17 protein-coding genes and 2 pseudogenes are annotated in these 16,909 nt (G+C 70.1%); 5 read left to right on the top strand and 14 right to left on the bottom strand.

Features of this window, described 5'->3' with window-relative positions; translation table 11 throughout:
- Positions 1-43: 43 nt before the first annotated feature.
- The 4 genes and pseudogenes from ACWD0A_RS00335 to ACWD0A_RS00320 form a co-directional block, all read right to left on the bottom strand.
- Positions 44-457, bottom strand: coding sequence for an AMP-binding enzyme (locus tag ACWD0A_RS00335; protein WP_451293523.1), 414 nt, complete (start codon positions 455-457; stop codon positions 44-46).
- Positions 455-1,591 (bottom strand): annotated as a pseudogene (locus ACWD0A_RS00330) (AMP-binding protein); the annotation flags it as partial. The pseudogene ACWD0A_RS00330 and the gene ACWD0A_RS00335, both read right to left, overlap by 3 nt.
- 45 nt (positions 1,592-1,636) lie before the next feature.
- Positions 1,637-2,923, bottom strand: a complete 1,287-nt coding sequence (locus ACWD0A_RS00325) for an aldehyde dehydrogenase family protein (protein WP_451293117.1) — start codon at positions 2,921-2,923, stop codon at positions 1,637-1,639.
- Positions 2,924-3,425: 502 nt separating this feature from the next.
- Positions 3,426-4,070 carry a TetR family transcriptional regulator gene (locus tag ACWD0A_RS00320; RefSeq protein WP_451293115.1) on the bottom strand — a complete coding sequence of 215 codons (645 nt, stop codon included), beginning with the start codon at positions 4,068-4,070 and terminating at the stop codon, positions 3,426-3,428.
- Between the two features lie 48 nt (positions 4,071-4,118).
- On the opposite strand from ACWD0A_RS00320, the pseudogene ACWD0A_RS00315 reads away from it, so the two are divergent.
- A pseudogene (locus tag ACWD0A_RS00315) lies at positions 4,119-4,391 on the top strand (FAD-dependent oxidoreductase); the annotation flags it as partial.
- Complete coding sequence (locus ACWD0A_RS00310) at positions 4,388-4,939, top strand: dioxygenase family protein (protein ID WP_451293113.1); 552 nt, start codon at positions 4,388-4,390, stop codon at positions 4,937-4,939. The pseudogene ACWD0A_RS00315 and the gene ACWD0A_RS00310, both read left to right, overlap by 4 nt.
- A 436-nt stretch (positions 4,940-5,375) precedes the next feature.
- On the opposite strand, the gene ACWD0A_RS00305 is transcribed toward ACWD0A_RS00310, so the two are convergent.
- The 5 genes from ACWD0A_RS00305 to ACWD0A_RS00285 form a co-directional block, all read right to left on the bottom strand.
- On the bottom strand, positions 5,376-5,549 hold the full coding sequence (locus ACWD0A_RS00305; protein ID WP_451293111.1) for a hypothetical protein: 174 nt from the start codon (positions 5,547-5,549) through the stop codon (positions 5,376-5,378).
- 28 nt (positions 5,550-5,577) lie between these two features.
- Positions 5,578-5,934, bottom strand: a complete 357-nt coding sequence (locus ACWD0A_RS00300) for a PRC-barrel domain-containing protein (RefSeq protein WP_451293109.1) — start codon at positions 5,932-5,934, stop codon at positions 5,578-5,580.
- 253 nt (positions 5,935-6,187) lie between these two features.
- A complete protein-coding gene (locus ACWD0A_RS00295; protein WP_451293107.1) occupies positions 6,188-6,970 on the bottom strand; it encodes a YhjD/YihY/BrkB family envelope integrity protein in 783 nt (260 codons plus the stop codon).
- Positions 6,971-7,019: 49 nt separating this feature from the next.
- Complete coding sequence (locus ACWD0A_RS00290) at positions 7,020-7,886, bottom strand: DUF1206 domain-containing protein (protein WP_451293105.1); 867 nt, start codon at positions 7,884-7,886, stop codon at positions 7,020-7,022.
- Positions 7,887-7,985: 99 nt separating this feature from the next.
- The gene (locus ACWD0A_RS00285; protein WP_078613441.1) at positions 7,986-8,159 is read right to left on the bottom strand and encodes a CsbD family protein; all 174 of its coding nucleotides are present in this window, start codon (positions 8,157-8,159) and stop codon (positions 7,986-7,988) included.
- Positions 8,160-8,960: 801 nt separating this feature from the next.
- Here ACWD0A_RS00285 and ACWD0A_RS00280 point away from each other — a divergent pair.
- The 3 genes from ACWD0A_RS00280 (at position 8,961) to ACWD0A_RS00270 (ending at position 10,978) form a co-directional block, all read left to right on the top strand.
- Positions 8,961-9,140 (top strand): hypothetical protein, encoded by a 180-nt coding sequence (locus tag ACWD0A_RS00280; protein WP_451293103.1) that lies wholly within the window; start codon positions 8,961-8,963, stop codon positions 9,138-9,140.
- 184 nt (positions 9,141-9,324) lie between these two features.
- Positions 9,325-10,209: a DUF2268 domain-containing protein gene (locus ACWD0A_RS00275; RefSeq protein ID WP_451293101.1), complete on the top strand. Its 885-nt coding sequence runs from the start codon at positions 9,325-9,327 to the stop codon at positions 10,207-10,209.
- Positions 10,210-10,219: 10 nt separating this feature from the next.
- Positions 10,220-10,978 (top strand): MerR family transcriptional regulator, encoded by a 759-nt coding sequence (locus ACWD0A_RS00270; RefSeq protein WP_451293099.1) that lies wholly within the window; start codon positions 10,220-10,222, stop codon positions 10,976-10,978.
- Between the two features lie 302 nt (positions 10,979-11,280).
- On the opposite strand, the gene ACWD0A_RS00265 is transcribed toward ACWD0A_RS00270, so the two are convergent.
- The 5 genes from ACWD0A_RS00265 to ACWD0A_RS00245 are packed head-to-tail and all read right to left on the bottom strand — an operon-like array spanning position 11,281 to position 16,585.
- Entirely contained in the window at positions 11,281-12,537 is a 1,257-nt protein-coding gene (locus ACWD0A_RS00265; protein WP_451293097.1) for an ABC transporter substrate-binding protein, read from the bottom strand.
- The gene (locus ACWD0A_RS00260; RefSeq protein ID WP_451293095.1) at positions 12,534-13,817 is read right to left on the bottom strand and encodes a branched-chain amino acid ABC transporter permease; all 1,284 of its coding nucleotides are present in this window, start codon (positions 13,815-13,817) and stop codon (positions 12,534-12,536) included. Before ACWD0A_RS00260 ends, ACWD0A_RS00265 begins: the two co-directional genes overlap by 4 nt.
- Positions 13,810-14,700 carry a branched-chain amino acid ABC transporter permease gene (locus tag ACWD0A_RS00255; protein ID WP_451293093.1) on the bottom strand — a complete coding sequence of 297 codons (891 nt, stop codon included), beginning with the start codon at positions 14,698-14,700 and terminating at the stop codon, positions 13,810-13,812. Before ACWD0A_RS00255 ends, ACWD0A_RS00260 begins: the two co-directional genes overlap by 8 nt.
- The gene (locus ACWD0A_RS00250; RefSeq protein ID WP_451293091.1) at positions 14,697-15,725 is read right to left on the bottom strand and encodes an ATP-binding cassette domain-containing protein; all 1,029 of its coding nucleotides are present in this window, start codon (positions 15,723-15,725) and stop codon (positions 14,697-14,699) included. The genes ACWD0A_RS00255 and ACWD0A_RS00250 overlap by 4 nt, the downstream gene beginning before the upstream one ends.
- Entirely contained in the window at positions 15,722-16,585 is an 864-nt protein-coding gene (locus ACWD0A_RS00245; protein WP_451293089.1) for an ABC transporter ATP-binding protein, read from the bottom strand. Before ACWD0A_RS00245 ends, ACWD0A_RS00250 begins: the two co-directional genes overlap by 4 nt.
- Positions 16,586-16,909 lie beyond the last annotated feature (324 nt).

Raw genomic sequence — 16,909 nt, 5'->3', positions numbered from 1 at the left:
GCGTCGTACGCAGCGGGGGATGGCGTTCCGGTTCTGCTCGGCCTCAGGCCAGCTCGCGCTTGAGGATCTTTCCGGTGCCGGTCGTCGGCAGGCTCGACACGAACTCGACGATGCGGGGGTACTTGTAGGAGGCCATCTGCTCCTTGCCCCAGGCGACGAGCTCCTCGGCGGTGACGGCGGCATCCTTCTCGAGGATCACGCATGCCTTGATCTCCTCGCCGTGGCTGTCGTGCGGAACGCCGATGACCGCCGCCAGGCTCACCGCTGGATGGGTGAGCAGTACTTCCTCGATCTCGCGGGGGTAGACGTTGAAACGGCCGCGGATGATGAGGTCCTTCACGCGGTCGACGATGTAGTAGAAACCGTCCTCGTCGCGTCGTGCGAGGTCTCCGGTGCGGAACCATCCGTCGCGGATCGCCTCGGCCGTCGCCTTCGGGCGGTTGTAGTAGCCCTTCATGACGTTGTGGCCCCTGATCGCGATCTCGCCGACCTCCCCCGCCTCGGTGACCTCCGTCCAGTCCGGCCGGATCAGCTTCAGCTCCACACCCCAGATCGGGACGCCGATCGAGCCAGGCCGGGGTTCGAGCCGGGGGTCGCTGAACGTGGCGACGGGCGACGTCTCGGACAGCCCTTACCCCTCGAGCACGGTGATGCCGAGGCGCTGCTCGACCTGGTTGATGATCTCGACCGGCAGGGCCGCTCCACCGGAGACTCCGATCCGTAGGTTTCCGGCGATCCGGTGGACGTCGATGTCGTCGGTGAGGGCGTTGAGCAATCCCCACCACATGGTCGGAACACCGGCGAAGAACGTGATGACCTCGCGGTTCATCAGCTCGACCACTTCACGGGCGGCGAAGCGCGGCACGAGGTGCAAGGTCGCGGCGACCGAGAACCCCGCGTGCATCTGCACCGTCGCACCGAAGGTGTGGAACAGCGGAAGGCACACCAACTGGCTGTCGGCGCCCGGTTCGTTGCGGAACAGCCGGTTGCAGGCCATCACGTTCATCATCGTGTTGGCGTGGGAGAGTTCGGCGCCCTTGGGCCGGCCGGTCGTTCCCGACGTGTACAGGATGACCGCGGTGTCGGTCGGCTCTCTGACCACCGACTCGAACACGGTGCTCATGCCGGCGAGTGCCTGACCGAGTGTCTCGGTACCGGCGATCGGACTGGGAGCTTCCGGGTCGGCGGTGATGACGAAGAAGTGCTCCACCGCCTTGACCTCTCGGTATCCGGCATGACCCGCCGCGGCCATGGCCAGCTCCGGAGTTCCTTCGAAGCAGAAGTACGCCGAGACGTCCGCGTCGTCCAGGTGGTAGGCGATCTCACGGCCCTTGAGCAGGACGTTGAGAGGCACCACGACCGCCCCGGCCTTGAGGACGCCGTAGTGGACGATGGGGAAGTAGGGCAGATTGGGGCAGCTCAGTGCGACCTTGTCGCCGGGCTGGACACCGCGGGACACCAGCAGGTTGGCGACCTGGTTCGCTGCCGCGTCGACCTGGCGGTAGGTCAGCCGGTTCGAGCCGAGTACGAGTGCGTCCCGGTCCGGGAACGAGCGGGCGGAGTCTTCGAGGAGCGTCGAGAGGTTCAGCATGAGGGTTCTCCAGCGGCGGTCGGTTCGGTCATCGGGCGACACGTTTCACAGCGGCAGGTCCGGCGAGTCGACGCCGACCACCCGGTCGCCGCAGAACACCCGCACCGACTCGGCCGGGCCGTGACCGCCGATGCCGGCCGGCCCCCAGAAGCTCTGCGCGGAATCGTCGCCGAGGTCGGCGATCTTCGCGCCGTTGACCCGCACCTCGCCGGACAGCACCCGCGCGCCGACCTCGATCGCACGCTCGACATCGCCGCCGAACACGTAGGCGTCGAGTCCTGAGGGGTTGGCGTTCGCGATGCGCAGCGCCTCCTCGTCGGAATCGACGGCGTGCACGGACACGACGGGACCGAACAGCTCCGCGGTGGCCTTCGCCGGGTCGGCCCCGGCGGCGACGGTCGGTGAGAGGAAGAATCCGTCGAGATCCGGCAGCCGGGCCGGCTGGTGGACGGTGGCTCCCAGGGCGTGCAGTCCTTCGATCCGGCTCTCCAGCGTCGCGAAGTGCGGTGCGTTCGACATCGGGCCGAGCTCGACGCTCTCGTCGAGCGAATGACCGACCACGACCTTGGCGATGCGCTCGGTCAGCGCTTCGAGCAGCGGCTCCACCAAGCTCCTGTGGGCGAGCACCTTGCCCGGTCCCTCACACCATTGACCGTTGAGTTTGGTCATTCCCTCGAAGATGCCGTCGGCGGCGACCTCGACGTCGGCGTCGTCCAGGACGAGCGCGGGGTTGTTGCCGCCGAGCTCCAGCTGAAGGACCTTGAAGTCCTCCGCGGCGGCGCGGGCGATCGCACGGCCGGCGGCCGGACCGCCGGTGAATGAAACGATCTTGATTCGCGGGTCACCGGTCAGCTTGGCGCCCACGTCGCCGCGGCCGTGCACGAGTTGCAGTGCGCCGGCGGGCAGTCCGGCTTCGACGAAGCACTCGACGATGATCTGCGCGCTGCCCGGAGCGTGCTCCGACGGCTTCAGAATCACCGGGCAGCCCGCCGCGACCGCACTCACGACCTTCGCCGCGGGGATGAAGCTCGGGCCGTTCCACGGTGTGAGGATCGCGGCCGGTCCCCACGGGACCTTGTACAGGCGGACGTCGCGGCCGTTCGCCGCCAGCGCTCGTACGCGGGGGATGCTCAGCAGGTCCGATGCCGTCGCCCGGATCCTGGCGGGCAGGAAGGCCGCCACCTTCCGCGTGACGCTGATCGGCACACCGCTGGTCAGGGAATCCGTGCGGGCGATGTCCTCGCCTCGGGTCTCGATGAGCGCGGCGACGCGTTCGAGCATGTCCGCACGCTCTCGGCGGGCCTCGTCGTCCCACCGGCCGGCGCTGTACACGCGCCGACTCGACCCTGACCAGGGCATCGCCGCGACCGCGTACTCGGGAGGTCCGGGAGCGGCGATGCCTTGGTCGTCTACGACCACCCCATGCGTGTTCGCCCTGCCACGCCGCTCTTGGAGCCGCCGACATGCCCCGTCCCATCGCCCCTGTCACGCGCGCAAAATTCCTCCTCCCAGGATGACGTGGTGAGGAACGTGCACGATGCCCGGAGGTACGTGGACGCGCCCGCGAGGCTGCCCGACATGCTGCGTACGCACGTCGACATCCGCCCCGACGCCGAAGCGGTCGTCGAACTCGGCGGGGACCAGCTCACGTACGCCCAGTTGCGGCTGAGCGCCACGCGAGGGTGGCCGGAGGGCTGGGGCCCGCGGTGTGACACGCGGGGACCGGCCGGCCGTGCGGTACGCGGCGGGCACGGACTGGACCCTCGCCTTCTGGGGCACCGTGATGGCCGGCGGCATCGCCGTGGCGGTCAACACCCGGTCGGCGCGGCCGGAGTCAGCCGCGCCGCCCTGGACCTTCGGAGACGTACGTCTCCAGGTAGGCGGTGACGAGGCGGCGTGCTTCGGCGATCGTGGCGTCGTCACCTGCGGGAGAGCGCCGGAACGCGATGTCGAACAGCCGGCTGCCCACCTCGAAGGCGAGCAGCAGCGGCAGCAGGGGCGTGTCGGCGGGGACGAAGCCCCGCTCGACAAGGTGGCGCCAGAGCCGCTCCGCCTGCGCCTCGTCGAAGGCACGCACCAGTTCTTCGAGCGTCTCGTGGCGTCCCGCGAACCACAGTTCCGTGCAGCTCGGGTGCCCGCGGAAGTAGTCGAGATGGAGGTCGATCATGACGTCGACGGCCTCAGGCAGCGTCTGCGCCCTCGGGTTGTCCACGGCAGCGCCGATCAGCGTGTCGAGCTCGCTCAGGTGCTGCTTCAGGAGTTCGGCGTCGACCTGATGCCGGTCGGCGAAGTAGTGGTACATGGAGGCGGTCGGGATGCCCGCCCGTTCGCCGATGGCCTTGAGCGTGGCGGCCTCGTAGCCCTTCTCGCCGAGCAGCGCCGCGGCGGCGTCGAGGATGGCGCGCCTGCGCTCCTTCCCGCGGCGCTGTACCACGGTCGGGCGAGTCGGTGGCTGGGTTGTCGGTTTCTTCTCGAACACGATTCGGGATCGTATCAGTGACGCTCCCGATTTCCACGCGACCTCAGCGTCGCGGGCCACTCGGTGGTCCTGCTCGAAGCACGCGACAGGGTCGGCGGCCGGACCTGGACGGGCGAGGCCTTCGGCCACCGGCTGGACTTCGGCGGCACGTACGTGCACTGGCCCCAGCCCCACGCGGTGCTCGCGCCGCCCGGAACGTCGCCGCGGCGCTGGCCGACGACCGCCGCTGGCCGACGACCGCCGATGACCCACCGGCTCCCCGCCGCGCTCCGCTCGACCCCGCCCGCCCCCTGTCCAGGAGAACCCAATCGGTGGGCATGACCGCCGCCCTTGTGGCGACGAGTGCGGCCGGTGCCGCCCTGGCGGCACCGGTGAGCCCGGTGCAGGAGGCACGCACGGCGGGGCGCCCGCTCGCCGTCACGCCGGCCTGTGACGGTCACGAGACCCCGGCGTCGACGGAGGGCCCGCTCTTCAAGCCGCAGTCCCCCGGGCGGACGGATTTCATCACCCCCGCTGTCAGCGGAGTGCGGCTCGATCTGAGCGGCATCGTCGACGACACCGCCTGCAAGCCCCTGCCCGGGTCGCTCATCGAGTTCTGGCAGTGCGACCAGAACGGCGACTACGACACCGCCGGCTTCTCGCTGCGCGGACACCAGTACACCAACAGCAGGGGGCGTTCCGGCTGCGCACGATCATCCCGGACGGCACGTCCCGGACGCAGCAGTCGACGTTGCCGGACGGCAGTTTCCCGCAGGCGCTGGCCGTACGGTCGGCCAGTGACATCTGGGCGGTCGGCGCGACAGTGGCCCACTGGGACGGCACCTCCTGGACCACGCGCAATCTCGACCGTGACCCCGCGGGCCGGTTGACACCCGACGCGGTGGTGACCACATCCGACGGGAAGGCATGGACGGCCGGCCGCGCCGTGCCGCAGGGCATCAAGAACGGGGTCCCCGCCGTTCCAGGCGTGGGACGGCACGGCCTGGCGCCGGCAGGCCCTGCCGGACGTCGGCAAGGGGGAAATCACCAGCCTCACCGCCGTCGCAAACGACGACATCTGGGCGGCGGGCACGTCCTTCGCCGCCGAAGACGCAGCGGAGACGGCCCTGCTACTGCACCGTTGGTCAGCTCTTCCAGCCGATCAGCCAGGCCAGCTCGAGGGCGCCTCTCGCCCGCGCGAACACCTACGAGAGTGACGTCTTCGACGTGCTGGTGCGCGACTGTGACCGCGTTGCCCACGGCCACCGGTGCACCGAAGAGATCCTGGACCTGCTCGGTCCGGGGCGTCCTTGGTTCCGTGGTGTCTCAGCGGAGTGTGCGGTGGTGGCGGCCGGAGCGCCGCAGGTGCACGACCAGGTAGATGAGGGCGGCGGCGAAGACCGCGATACCGATGATGAGCAGGTAGAGCAGTCCTTCGGCGGCGACGCCGATGATGCCCAGCACGATCGCCAGGATGACGAGGATCAGGAAGAGCGTCATGGCGTAAGGCACCTTCTTGACGGGCGGGTCAGCGGCGGGCGAGCTGCCGCTCGCCGTTTACGCCGGGCTGGTAGGGCAGGCCGTAGTGCGCGAAGACCGCGGCCTCGTCCTCGGCGGGCAGGACATCGTCCGTGCCGATCGCCGGGGACTTCTTCACCAGCGACTTGTCGTAGTCCACCTTGATGTAGCCGGGCCCCGCGATCGCTCCGTTCAGCGGGACGAAGACCAGATGGTGGCGGGTGGGCCACCCGACCTGGACGGTCGCCATGGCCGGCTGGTCCGTGCTGGTGTCCACGTAGATGGCCTCCAGCACTCCGATCTTGTGACCTGCGGCGTCGACGACGTCGTGGGTGCGCCACTCTCGGATATCCGCGATCTGGATCATCCCGAGCGCCCCTCTCCCAGTGGTGTGCCTGTAGGCGTTGTACTTTTCAGCCTGCCCCGCAAAGGCCGCCCGAACCAGCCTGGACACCCCGCAGCGTCGCGCGGCAGGGCGGGGTGTACTGGGCCTGGCCGCCGTACGGCGAGCCGCGAGGGCCGGAGTCGAGTACCTGCCGGGTTCGCCTTTCCATCAGCTCCGGGCCCGGTGCCGCTGCCCGGCCTGGTGAGCTCGACGAAGAATGCGGTAGATCCCAGCCTCACTCTCGGCGTTTCAGTGCCCGTGCCAGGCGGGGGAGCTCGTCGTGGAGCAGTCGGCCGGCCAGGGCGCCGCCGAACACGACGACGCCCACGCCGACCAGCCAGGACTGGATGACCAGTACGGTTCCGAACGGGCCGTAGGTGACGGCGCTGGATGCGATCAGCGGTGAGAACACGAGCCGGGAGAACAGCCTGAGGCCGAGCAGCCCGAGCATGGTGGCAACCGCCCCGGGCAGCAGGGCCGTCCAGGCGACCCGGCCGCCGAGCAGGAGCCGCTGGGACCACCAGAAGAACAGGGTGCCGCTCAGTACCGTGACCACCCCGCGGGCCGACGAATCCCGCCACAGGGGTGTGAGCGCGGACAGGAAGAGGACCCCGATGAGGACGGCGAGCCACAGCACGTGCCGCCACCTGGCCCACCAGCGGGCCGGGGGCAGATCCCAGATCTTCTCGTAGCCGCTCTGCACTGCCGCCCCGAACGACAGACCGAATACGGCGAGCACGGCGAGGCCGAACGCCGTCGTGGTCCGCCACGCCTGGCCCGGCAGGGCGAACAACCGCTCGATCTCCCCTCTGGCGGCCGGCGAGACGCCGAGCCCGTCTCCCAGCCACTGCGCGAACCCCCGTCCGCTCGCCGGATCGGCCGCGGACACGACGATCAGCAGTGGCACCAGTGTCAGGAACCCGAGCGCCGCGAATCCCAGTGAACGCTGCCACAGGTCGATGTCGCTGCCCCGCCCCCACCTGCGCCCGGCCCGCGAGCGGCGGATCGCGCTGCGCAAGCGCCCGAACGGAGACAAGCGGCCCCCGGCATCGGACGAGATGCCATCGCTAGGGTGCACTTGGGCGCGTCTCCGAGCCCGGGGCCTCGGCGGTCGGCTGCTCTGCCGAGGCGCCGTGCTCAGGGGCTTTACGCCAGCGGGCTTCGCAGAACGAGTAGAGGCCGAACAGCAGGAGGCCCACCGCCGCGGCGATCAGCAGCACTGGCCCGGCGGGCGTGGTGGCGAACGAACGCAGCGTCTCGTCCAGGCCCTTCGCCTGGCTGGCGTCGAAGCGCACCGCGGCCAGGAGAACGAACAGGCCGGTCGCCACCGCGACCACGCCGGTCGCCACGCCGCCGATGACGCCCAGACCCGCGACGACACGCCGCGTCGTCCGGCTCATCTGGCCCGTACGGAGATTCTCCTCGAACTTCCGCATCAGGCTGCGCACCACGATCACCACGCCCACGATGACCAGCACGGCCCCGACCACGCCAACGAGTACCCGTCCAAAGGGCCATTCCAGCACCCTCGCTGTGTAGTCTTTCGACGTCTCATCGCCGGGACGGCCCCCGGCGGATCCGCCGACCAGCGCGGTCTGCACCACGCCGATACAGATCACGGTGTAGAAGACCGCCAGCCCCAGAGAGCCCAGGCGACGAGTCCACTTGTCACCGCCTGTCACCGCCTGTCCGAATGCGGCTTCGGACAGCCGCCACAGCGCCATCGCCGCCAGCCCCACGACCAGCGCCCACAGCAGCACCCGGCCGAACGGCTGCTCGCCGATGGTCCGCACCGCGCCGGACCTGTCGGCCTCCTTGCCACTGCCGCCGCCGAACCCCATCTGCACGGCCAGCAGCCCCACCAGCACGTAGATCACACCCCGCGCGGAGAGTCCGACCCTGGACAGGACCTCCATGGCACGGCTGTTCGACACACGCCGCCCCTGGGACCTGGCCTGGGCGGCACCATTCCTGATGGCCATACCTGGCACCTCCGGGGCCCTGCCGTGAGGCCGGCAGGGCGGGCGCAGTGGTCAGTGCTTGAAAACGTCCTTGATCTTCGCCCCCGCCTGCTTGGCGTTGCCCTTGACCTGGTCACCACGGCCTTCGGCCCGCAGGTGCCAGCTGCCGGTGACACGGCCTACGGTCTTCTTCGCGCCACCCTTGACCGCTTCGGCCTTGTGCGCGATCTTCTTGCCGATACTCATTGGTCGCCGCCCTTCGTAAGTCGTTCGCCGGTATACGGCGGCTTACCGGGGTTCGGGTCGGTGCTTGAACGGCTTGAGCCCCCTGCGGTGCTCGCCGTCCGGGTGGGGCTCTCGCACACCTGTCGTCTGCGGGTGGGTGAGAACCAGGCCGACTTGCACGCGGTCGAGCAGTACCGACGCCGCGGCGCCGAGTCCGAGGGCAGCGGCGCGTGGCACATTGCGCAGGCCCGCTGGGTGCCAGCCATAACTCCGGTCTACGCCCATCGCCGCCCGTCCGCCACCACGCTCAGTCCACTTCGCCCGACAGGACCCGAGTCGGCCGCGTAGTGCGTGCAGGACAGGCGGTGCCACGTCACCGTGAGGCGGTCCTCGGCGGCGATGATGCGGGCCTGGCGGGCCTGCCGGGCCCAACCGTGCAGTGCGGGCACACGAGGGTCTGCATTCTCAGCTCGGTCGGCTCGCTGGTGTGCGGGCCGTCGTCGGCCCCTTCGTGCGGTGCGGCAGCATCGGGAGCACTTGGCGTCTCTCCGTCGTGCTGGACGCCCAGCAAATCCATCACCTCGTCGTTCGTCCCGTCGAGCACCTGCCGGATGAGCCTTTCCATCAGCTCCGGGCCGGTGCCGCTGCCCGGGCCGGTGAGCTGGGCACGGGTGGGGCGGCGCGGGCCGACGACCTGCGCGCCGGCCCTGCACGTCCTGGTCCTCAGCCTCGGCGAACGCCCGGTACAGCGAGGCGACCGACGGGCTTGACCGCGTTCTTCCCCGTCTTGATGGCCAGTTTCTTTCGGGGACAGGGACGCCCTTGTTCTTCAGCGCGATGGCAAAGGTGAGCATGTCGTCGAAAGACCTTGGGCCTTCCGCCGTGGTTGCCCCTGGCCACTGCGGTGACCTGGCCTTCGAGGGGCTTCTCCCGGATGTAGTTGCGCTCGATCTGCCCGGCGGCGGCGAGCACGGCGAAGAACCGGGCGGCTGCCTGGACTGAGCGGCACCCGCCCATACGCCGAGCCGGACCGCGCGGGATCTGCGGGCTGACCAAGTTGCGTGAGTCCATCGCAGCGGCGAACCGCCGGTCATGACGGGACTCGGTGACGGAATGCCGGCCGTACCTCGACGAAGAGCGCCGGCGGTTTGACCTTGACGCTGCGTCAACTTCTAGCATCCGGGCCATGTCGATCACTGTTCTTGACACCTGCTCCGCCATGAGGCGGATCCTGCTGGCCCCGGTCGCGGACCGCGTCGACCTGCTGCGTTCGATGCTGGAGCCCACCAGGGGCATGTACCGCTACTACCCCGGCGAGGTCGACCTGGTGGCCATGCACCTCGAAGCGTCCGGGTTCCCCGTCGACCGCGACGAGGAGCGTTGCCTCGACGCGCTCGAAACCCTGGCGGCGGCCGGAGCCTGGGAGCGGATGCAGCGCGCCCTCGACGACGCTCTCACCGTACTGCTGGAGGCGACGCCGGGGCTGGGGACCCCGGACATCACCGTGCTGTTCGTGCTCGGCGATCCGGGTGACGAGCACTTCATGGGTCCCTGCCAGGGAGTGACCGGGTTCGGCGGCATCTCGGGCCACATCGTGATCACGCTCTGGCCCTTCCCCGAGAACGTGGAGCGGCTGGAGGCCACCGCCGTGCACGAACTCCACCACAACCTGCGGTTCGGCCCGGGCGGGGTTGTGTGGGACCCGATGACCGTCACGGTCGGCGATCACATCGTCTCCGAGGGCCTGGCCGACGCCTTCGCCCGACAGCTCTACGGCGACGAGCTCGGCCCCACCCGCATAGGGGTGCCGCACCTGCACGACGACGAGATCTTCGGCAAGGTGCTCACCGGGCTCGACGTGACAGGCATGCAGAACTTCACTGCCTGGGTGCACGGCGACCCCAGCGCCGAGCGCTTCGGCCTCACCCCGGTGGGACTGCCGATGGGCGCCGGGTACGCCGCGGGCAACAGGCTGGTCGACACCTACCTGGCGGCGACCGGGCAGACGGCGGCGCAGGCCCTGCACGCCGACAGCTCGGAGATCATCGATGCCACGCTCCGCCGCGGGTGACACTGGAACGATGGAGTGGACGATCCAGGAACTCGCGACGAGGGCCGGCATCACCAGCCGCACCCTGCGTCACTACGACCGCGTCGGGCTCTTGGCCCCGTCCCGGGTCGGCGCGAACGGGTACCGCTACTACGACCCGGGCGCGGTCGCCCGGCTCCAGCGGATCCTGCTCATGCGCCGGCTCGGCATGGGCTTGTCGGCCATCGCCGAGGTCCTGGCCGACGAAGTGGACACGTGCGACGGGCTCCGCGCCCACATCGCCGCACTGGAAGAGGAACGGGACGGCATCGAACGGCAGATCCGGTCTGTGCGTCACACGCTCGAGGCCCTGCAGGCAGGGGCAGAACCGCGGATGGACGTGATGTTGGCGGGGTTCAACGACCGCTACAAGGACGAGGTGATCTCACGCTGGGGCGAGCGCGCGTTCCAAGTGAGCAACGACTGGTGGCACGGCAAGTCCCTTGACCAGCAGCGGGCCTGGAAGCAGGCCACCGAAGACCTCGTCGCCGCATGGGTCGCCGCGGTGAAGGCCGGGGTTTCCCCGACATCGGAACACGCTCAGTCACTGGCTGCCCGGCACGTCCAGTGGCTGAGCCAGATCCCGGGTACCCCCACGGCCGAGGGCGACCGGGAGCGCTCGATCGAGATGGTGAAAGGCCTGGGGGACATGTACGTCGACGACCCCCGCTTCGCCGGCATGTACGACGACGCCGCGGGGGCGACGTTCGTCCGCGACGCATTGCGAGCGTACGCGCGGACCCGGATGTAGCTGTGCGGAGTCGATACGGCCGAGCGCGATCCGGTCCATGGAGTCGGAGCCGTGCGGATGGTGATACGGCTCGGCTACGCCAGCCGGGCCATGCAACACCCCGGCGCCCGGTGGGGGAGGTACTCGACATCGGCGTCTGACCGAACCCATGCGCCCCCACCCCCCTCGGCTCCATCACCCGCCCCGATGCGGGGTGTCCGGCCCGCGGCCCCCCTGAATCAGGGGGAGCCGAGGGACCGGAAGGGCATTCCTCCCGGTCCGGATGCTGACCTGCCGGTCAGCATCCGGACCGTCGGGGCGGCTCAGCCCTTGGGCAGGCTGTAGGTCTTCGCCGCGGGGACCTCGTGGGCCGGTTCGACGTTCACGAGGCCGCCGAGGGCCGTCTTCGCCGGCTTGTGGATGAAGGACTGGTACGTCGCCGGCTTGGCGCGGTCCGAGAAGTTCAGGGGCACGCCGAGCACCGTGAGCTTGGACTGCTTGCGGTGGGCCGCCGCTATGCCGTCGCGGGTCAGGTCCTTCGCCTTGCAGGCCGCCTTCAGGTCTTCGCCGAGGACACTGATCGCGTACCAGCCGCTGACGACACCGGCGTCGAGCAGATCCTTCGGGTACTTCGCCTTGTAGTCGTCGGCGAGCTTCTTCATCGCGGGGTTGTCGGCACTGAACGCCGGGGCGGGGCTCACCACGTGGAGCATCTTCTCCAGGGCGGGGCCGACCGGGGTCCCCAGCAGCTGCGGGGCGAAGCCCGGCGAGTTGGTGAGGACCGGGACGGCGAAGCCCGCGGCGGCCGCGGTGCCGACCAGGGCGGCCGTCTGGCGCGGGCCGGCGCTGATCAGAATCGCCTTGACGCCGGCCTGCTTGAGGGCGGTGAACTGGGCGGTCAGGTCCTGGTCGGTGGGCTTGATCTTCTGCCCGACGATGGTCAGCTTCTGCTTCTTGGCCGCGTACGTGGCACCGGCGAGCGCGTTCTCGCCGTACTCGCCCTCGAAGTAGACGTGGCCGATCTTGTCGCCCGCCTTCAGCTTGGCCGTGCGGACCACGAAGTCGACGCCATTGATCATGTCGACGTCGTAGGTGGAGCCGACCACCTGGACGTAGTCGCGGCCCAGCAGGGTGGAGGCCCAGGCCATCGGGAACGTGAGCAGGTGCTTGGACTCCAGCTCCTGTTCGAGCGAGGACACCACGGGAGAGCCGACCATCTGGGACACCGCGGCCACGTTCGGCTCGGTCTCCGTGAACGCGGACACGGCCTTCTGCACGTCGTAGCCGTGGTCCTTGACCGTGATCTTGACGGTCCGGCCGCAGATGCCGCCGGAGGCGTTGAGCTGGTCGGCGTACAGCTGCTGGGCGTTGACGATGCTCTTGCCGAGAGAGGCGTACGGGCCGGTGAGGTCGGTCAGCGCGCCCAGGGTGATGGTCTTCTCCGTCACTCCGGGGCCGGTCTTGATGCCGTCGCTGCCGGCGTTGTTCGCGTCGGTACCGCTCTTGGTGCTGCAGGCCGTGGCGCTCAGGGCGAGTGCGGCGATGACGGCTGCGGCCGGGACAAGTCGGGTGTGTCTCACGGGGTGTGCTCCTTCGGGGTGGTGCGGGTGCGGAGAGGGAAACGCCGGGTGCGGGGGGAGCCGTCGCCCTTGCGGCGCGGCCGTCTGTGGGCCAGTCCGGCCAGGCCGCCGGGGGCGAAGATCAGGACGAGGACGATCGCGGTGCCGTAGAGGTAGCGGGCCGCGTCGCCCGGGGACACGCCCGATCCCGTGGTGCCGGGAGCGGTGAGCAGGGGCAGGTCGTCGGCGTACTTGGTGAGCAGGTGCGGGATCAGGGCGACGAAGACCGCGCCGCAGGCCGCGCCGCCGACCGAGCCGAGGCCGCCGATGACGATCATCGCGAGGTAGTCGATGGACAGCAGGAGCCCGAAGTGGTCCGGGACGACCCGCTTGAACACCAGGGCCAGCAGAGCACCCGCGGCGCCCGCGTACATCGAGGAGATGATGAACGCCGAGGCACGGTAACGGGTGAGATGGACTCCCATGACGGCCGCGGCGACCTCGCTGTCGCGTACGGCGCCGAGTGCGCGGCCGGGGCGCCCGCGCAGGAGGTTGTGCGCGACGAGCCAGGCCACGGCGACCAGGGCCAGGCCGACGTACCACAGGCGCTCCAGCCCGCCGAAGGGGACGCCGATGACGGTGAGACCATCGGGTGAGGTGTCGGTGAAGGAGAAGCCGAGGATGTCCAGCGGCGGTACGGAGCGGCCGTTGAACCCGCCGGTGATATGCGGGGCGTTGAGCATCATGTGGTGGCCCAGGAAGACCAGGGCGAGGGTGGCGATGCCCAGGTACATGCCACGCAGCCGGCCGGAGATCGGGCTGAACAGGCCGCCCACCGCACCGGCGAGGAGGGTGGCCAGCCCGAAGGCGAGCACGGGCGGGAGCCCGAGACCGTACAGGCTGCTGGAGCCGGTGCCGGACGGCTCGGACGCCAGCCACACATAGCCGTACGCGCCGACGGCGAGGAAGAAGGCGTGGCCAAGGGAGAGTTGCCCGGTCGTCCCGGAGAGCAGGTTCAGCCCGATGGCGCCGATGACGGCGGCCATGGCGAACAGGCCCGTCTGGAGCCAGAACGAGGTGACGTAGAAGGGCAGGGCCAGCAGGACCAGCACCCCTGCGGCGAGGGTGGCCGCACGCCGCCCGCGCGGGGAGACCTTGCCGGACCACCTGCCGGGGGCGGACGGGGAATCGGGGGGAGCGGCGGCGGAGGCCGTCACGGTGTCGGTGGTTTCGGTGGTGCCGGTGGTGCCGGCGGTGCCGGTGGTGCCGGCGGTGCCGGTGAGGGCGGGGGTGTCAGACACGGGTCAGCTCCTTCGATCCGAAGAGACCGGTGGGCCTGACCAGGAGCACGAGCACCATCACGAGGTAGGGGGCCACATCGGAGAATCCGGCACCCAGGACGCTCAGTTCGTTCTGGTAGCCGGCGGCCATCGCCGCCGTGAGGCCGATCACCAGGCTTCCGACGAGAGCGCCGACGGCCGAGTCCATACCGCCGAGGATCGCCGCGGGGAAGGCACTCAGGGCTATCTGACTGGTCGTGCGGTCGAGTCCCGGTGCGGGGAAGGCGGCGAGGAACACGGCGGCGATGGCGGCCAGTGCCCCGGCGACGCACCAGGCGATGAGGCGTACGCGGTCCAGCCGTATCCCCATCAGCGCCGCGGCTTCCGGATCGGCGGCCGCGGACCGCATGGACAGGCCCCAGCGGGACCAACGGAAGGCGGCGAAGAAGGCGGCGATGACGACGACCGCGACAACGATGCTCGCCATCCGCGCGTCGGCGACGGTGATGCTGCCGAGCCGGGTCACATGGGCGCCCCAGGGGTCGCCCATGGTGAGGTAGTCGGCGCCGACCTGCCGGTTGAGTTCGGTGCTGAGCAGGACGTCCACGCCGATGGTGAGGATCGTCAGCGTGTGGATCTCCGCGCCGCGCAGGCCGCGGGTGGCCAGAAGCTGCACCAGGCCGGCCAGTGCTGCGGCAAGCGCGGCGCCGACGAGCACGGCGGGGATGAACCCGATGACGTCGTTGAGGCGGGCCGTGACATAGCCGCCGAAGAGCAGCAGGGAGCCGTGCGCGAAGTTCATGACGCCGGACGCCTTGAAGATCACGACGAAGCCCAGGGCTATCAGCGCGTAGACGGAGCCGAGCGCGAGTCCGTTGAGGACGGTTTCAGTGAGCTTGATCATGATTCTTCCTCCGAGTCGCGCTCGGTGTCCTTGGCGGGGTCCGAAGCGGCGGCCGTGGCAGGTTCCGGGTCCGGGTCGGTGTCCGGTTCGGTCTCCTCCACCGGCTCGGGTGCCGCGATGGGCTCTGGATCGGGTGCCGGACCGGGTTCTGGTTCGCGTGTCGGGCCGGGCTCTGGACCCGGCTCTGCTTCCTGGACCGGGGTGCCGAGATACGCGCTGATGACCGCCGGGTCGTTCTGGATGCGCTCGGGCGGTCCGTCCGCGATGAGCCGGCCGAAGTCGAGCACCGTCACCGAGTCGGCGATCCGCATGATCAGGCCCATGTCGTGCTCGACGATGAGGATCGAGATGTTCAGGGCGTCACGGACCCGGGCGATCGTCTCGGCCATCGCCGAGCGCTCGGTCGGGTGCATGCCGGCGACCGGTTCGTCGAGCAGCAGCAACTGCGGCTCCATGCACAGCGCGCGCGCCATTTCCACCCGCTTGCGGTCGCCGTACGCAAGCCCGCCGACCGGCTTGTCGAACGCGTCGCCGAGACCCAGGAAGTCGGCGATCTCAGCCGCCCGCTCCCGGTGGCGGCGCTGCTCGCGCACCGTGTGCGGCAGTCGCAGCGCGCTCGCCGTGAAGCCCGCCCGCGTCAGCCGGTGGCGGCCGAGCATGAGGTTGTCGGCGACGGTCCCGTGGGTGAGCACGATGTTCTGGAAGGTGCGGGCGACGCCGAGCTGCGCGATGCGGTGGGGTGCGAGGCGGGTGAGGTCCTTGCCCGCGTACCGGACGCTTCCGGCGGTGGCTCGGTAGACGCCGGAGATGACGTTGAAGCAGGTGGACTTGCCCGCGCCGTTGGGGCCGATGAGGGCGTGGATCGTGCCGGGCGGGACCGTGAAGGACAGGTCGTCGAGGGCGACGAGGCCGGAGAAGCGCACGGTCAGGTTCTCGACCGTGAGGGCCGGGACCGGGTCGGGCCCCGTGTCCGGTCCGGGGGCCGTGGCGGCCTCGGGGGTGGTGACCGTCGCGTCGATGCTCATCCGTTCCACCTGCCAAGCTCGGTCAGTCCCGGTCCGGTCACGGACGGAGTGCTCGCGGACGTCGCGTACTGCGCGTCGGCGTCGGGCGCGCCGCAGCCGGTCTCGTAGCTCTCGCCCAGATACAGCCGCCGCACCTCGTCCGCCGCGGCGAGATCGGCCGAGGCCCCCTCCAGCCGTACCTGGCCCACGTCCAGCACCGACGCGCGGTCGGACAGTTCCAGCGCCATGGCGGCGTTCTGCTCGACGAGCAGGATCGAGGTCCCCTGGGCGTTGATCTCGCGGATGATCTCCGCGACGCGCCGGACCATCAGCGGCGCGAGGCCCAGCGAGGGCTCGTCGAGGAGCAGCAGGCTCGGCCCGGCCATCAGCGCGCGGCCCATCGCGAGCATCTGCTGCTCTCCGCCGGACATCAGCCCGGCAGCCTGCCGCCGACGTTCGGCCAGTACCGGGAACTGCGTGAAGACACGCTCGCGGGCGGCTCGCAGCTCGGCGCGCGAGCGGCGTGCCGACCCGAGGAACCCGGCCCTGAGGTTGTCCTCCACGGACAGGGCGCCGAAGATCCGCCGCCCCTCGGGCACCTGCACCACCCCGGCGGCGACGGCCCGCGCGGCGTCGCCGCTCAGCCGTACGCCGTCGAAGTGCACGGTGCCGCTGTCGACCGTTCCGCGGTGCAGCGCGAGGGTCCCGGAGACCGCCCGGAGCAGTGTGGACTTGCCCGCGCCGTTGGAGCCGAGCACGGCGACAATCCGGCCCTGCGGGACGGTCAGCGACACCCCGTGGAGCGCCTGCACGGACTGTCCGTAGCTGACGTGCAGATCGCTGACCCGGAGGGTCCCGGCCTCGGTCTCTGGTGGGCTCATCAGGGCGTTCTCCTTGCTCCTCGCCGAGCGGGCGCCGGCCGGGAGCGCTACGAGAACACGGCGGGGGCAGGGCGTCCATGGACTGGGAACGAGCCGCTGTCAGTTCCCAGCCGGCGTGCGGCCCGCTTGTGAGGGGGAACAATCCGTACCTCCTCCTGTGCGTGGATCATCACGATTTGGCGGAGGTCTCGCCCCAAGGGATGACCGACTGCTTAGCATGTGGATTCCTTGAAGGGTGCGCCCGCCGCCACACGCCGATCGCCGACCGGTGGAGCATCCGCATCTGCGCCCCGCGCAGCACAAGACATGGCGACCCGCCGTGGT

The sequence above is a fragment of the Streptomyces sp. NPDC002867 genome (assembly GCF_053591895.1).
Note: the sequence above shows the minus strand (reverse complement) of the source record. Positions and strands in the feature narration are given on the sequence as shown.

What these genes read in the sequence shown, in the direction of transcription:
- ACWD0A_RS00255 (WP_451293093.1), bottom strand. Translation starts at nt 14,700, where the DNA reads ATGATCAAGCTCACTGAAACCGTCCTCAACGGACTCGCGCTCGGCTCC.
- ACWD0A_RS00335 (WP_451293523.1), bottom strand. Translation starts at nt 457, where the DNA reads ATGAAGGGCTACTACAACCGCCCGAAGGCGACGGCCGAGGCGATCCGC.
- ACWD0A_RS00270 (WP_451293099.1), top strand. Translation starts at nt 10,220, where the DNA reads ATGGAGTGGACGATCCAGGAACTCGCGACGAGGGCCGGCATCACCAGC.
- ACWD0A_RS00305 (WP_451293111.1), bottom strand. Translation starts at nt 5,549, where the DNA reads ATGACGCTCTTCCTGATCCTCGTCATCCTGGCGATCGTGCTGGGCATC.
- ACWD0A_RS00250 (WP_451293091.1), bottom strand. Translation starts at nt 15,725, where the DNA reads ATGAGCATCGACGCGACGGTCACCACCCCCGAGGCCGCCACGGCCCCC.
- ACWD0A_RS00275 (WP_451293101.1), top strand. Translation starts at nt 9,325, where the DNA reads ATGTCGATCACTGTTCTTGACACCTGCTCCGCCATGAGGCGGATCCTG.
- ACWD0A_RS00310 (WP_451293113.1), top strand. Translation starts at nt 4,388, where the DNA reads ATGACCGCCGCCCTTGTGGCGACGAGTGCGGCCGGTGCCGCCCTGGCG.
- ACWD0A_RS00300 (WP_451293109.1), bottom strand. Translation starts at nt 5,934, where the DNA reads ATGATCCAGATCGCGGATATCCGAGAGTGGCGCACCCACGACGTCGTC.
- ACWD0A_RS00245 (WP_451293089.1), bottom strand. Translation starts at nt 16,585, where the DNA reads ATGAGCCCACCAGAGACCGAGGCCGGGACCCTCCGGGTCAGCGATCTG.
- ACWD0A_RS00285 (WP_078613441.1), bottom strand. Translation starts at nt 8,159, where the DNA reads ATGAGTATCGGCAAGAAGATCGCGCACAAGGCCGAAGCGGTCAAGGGT.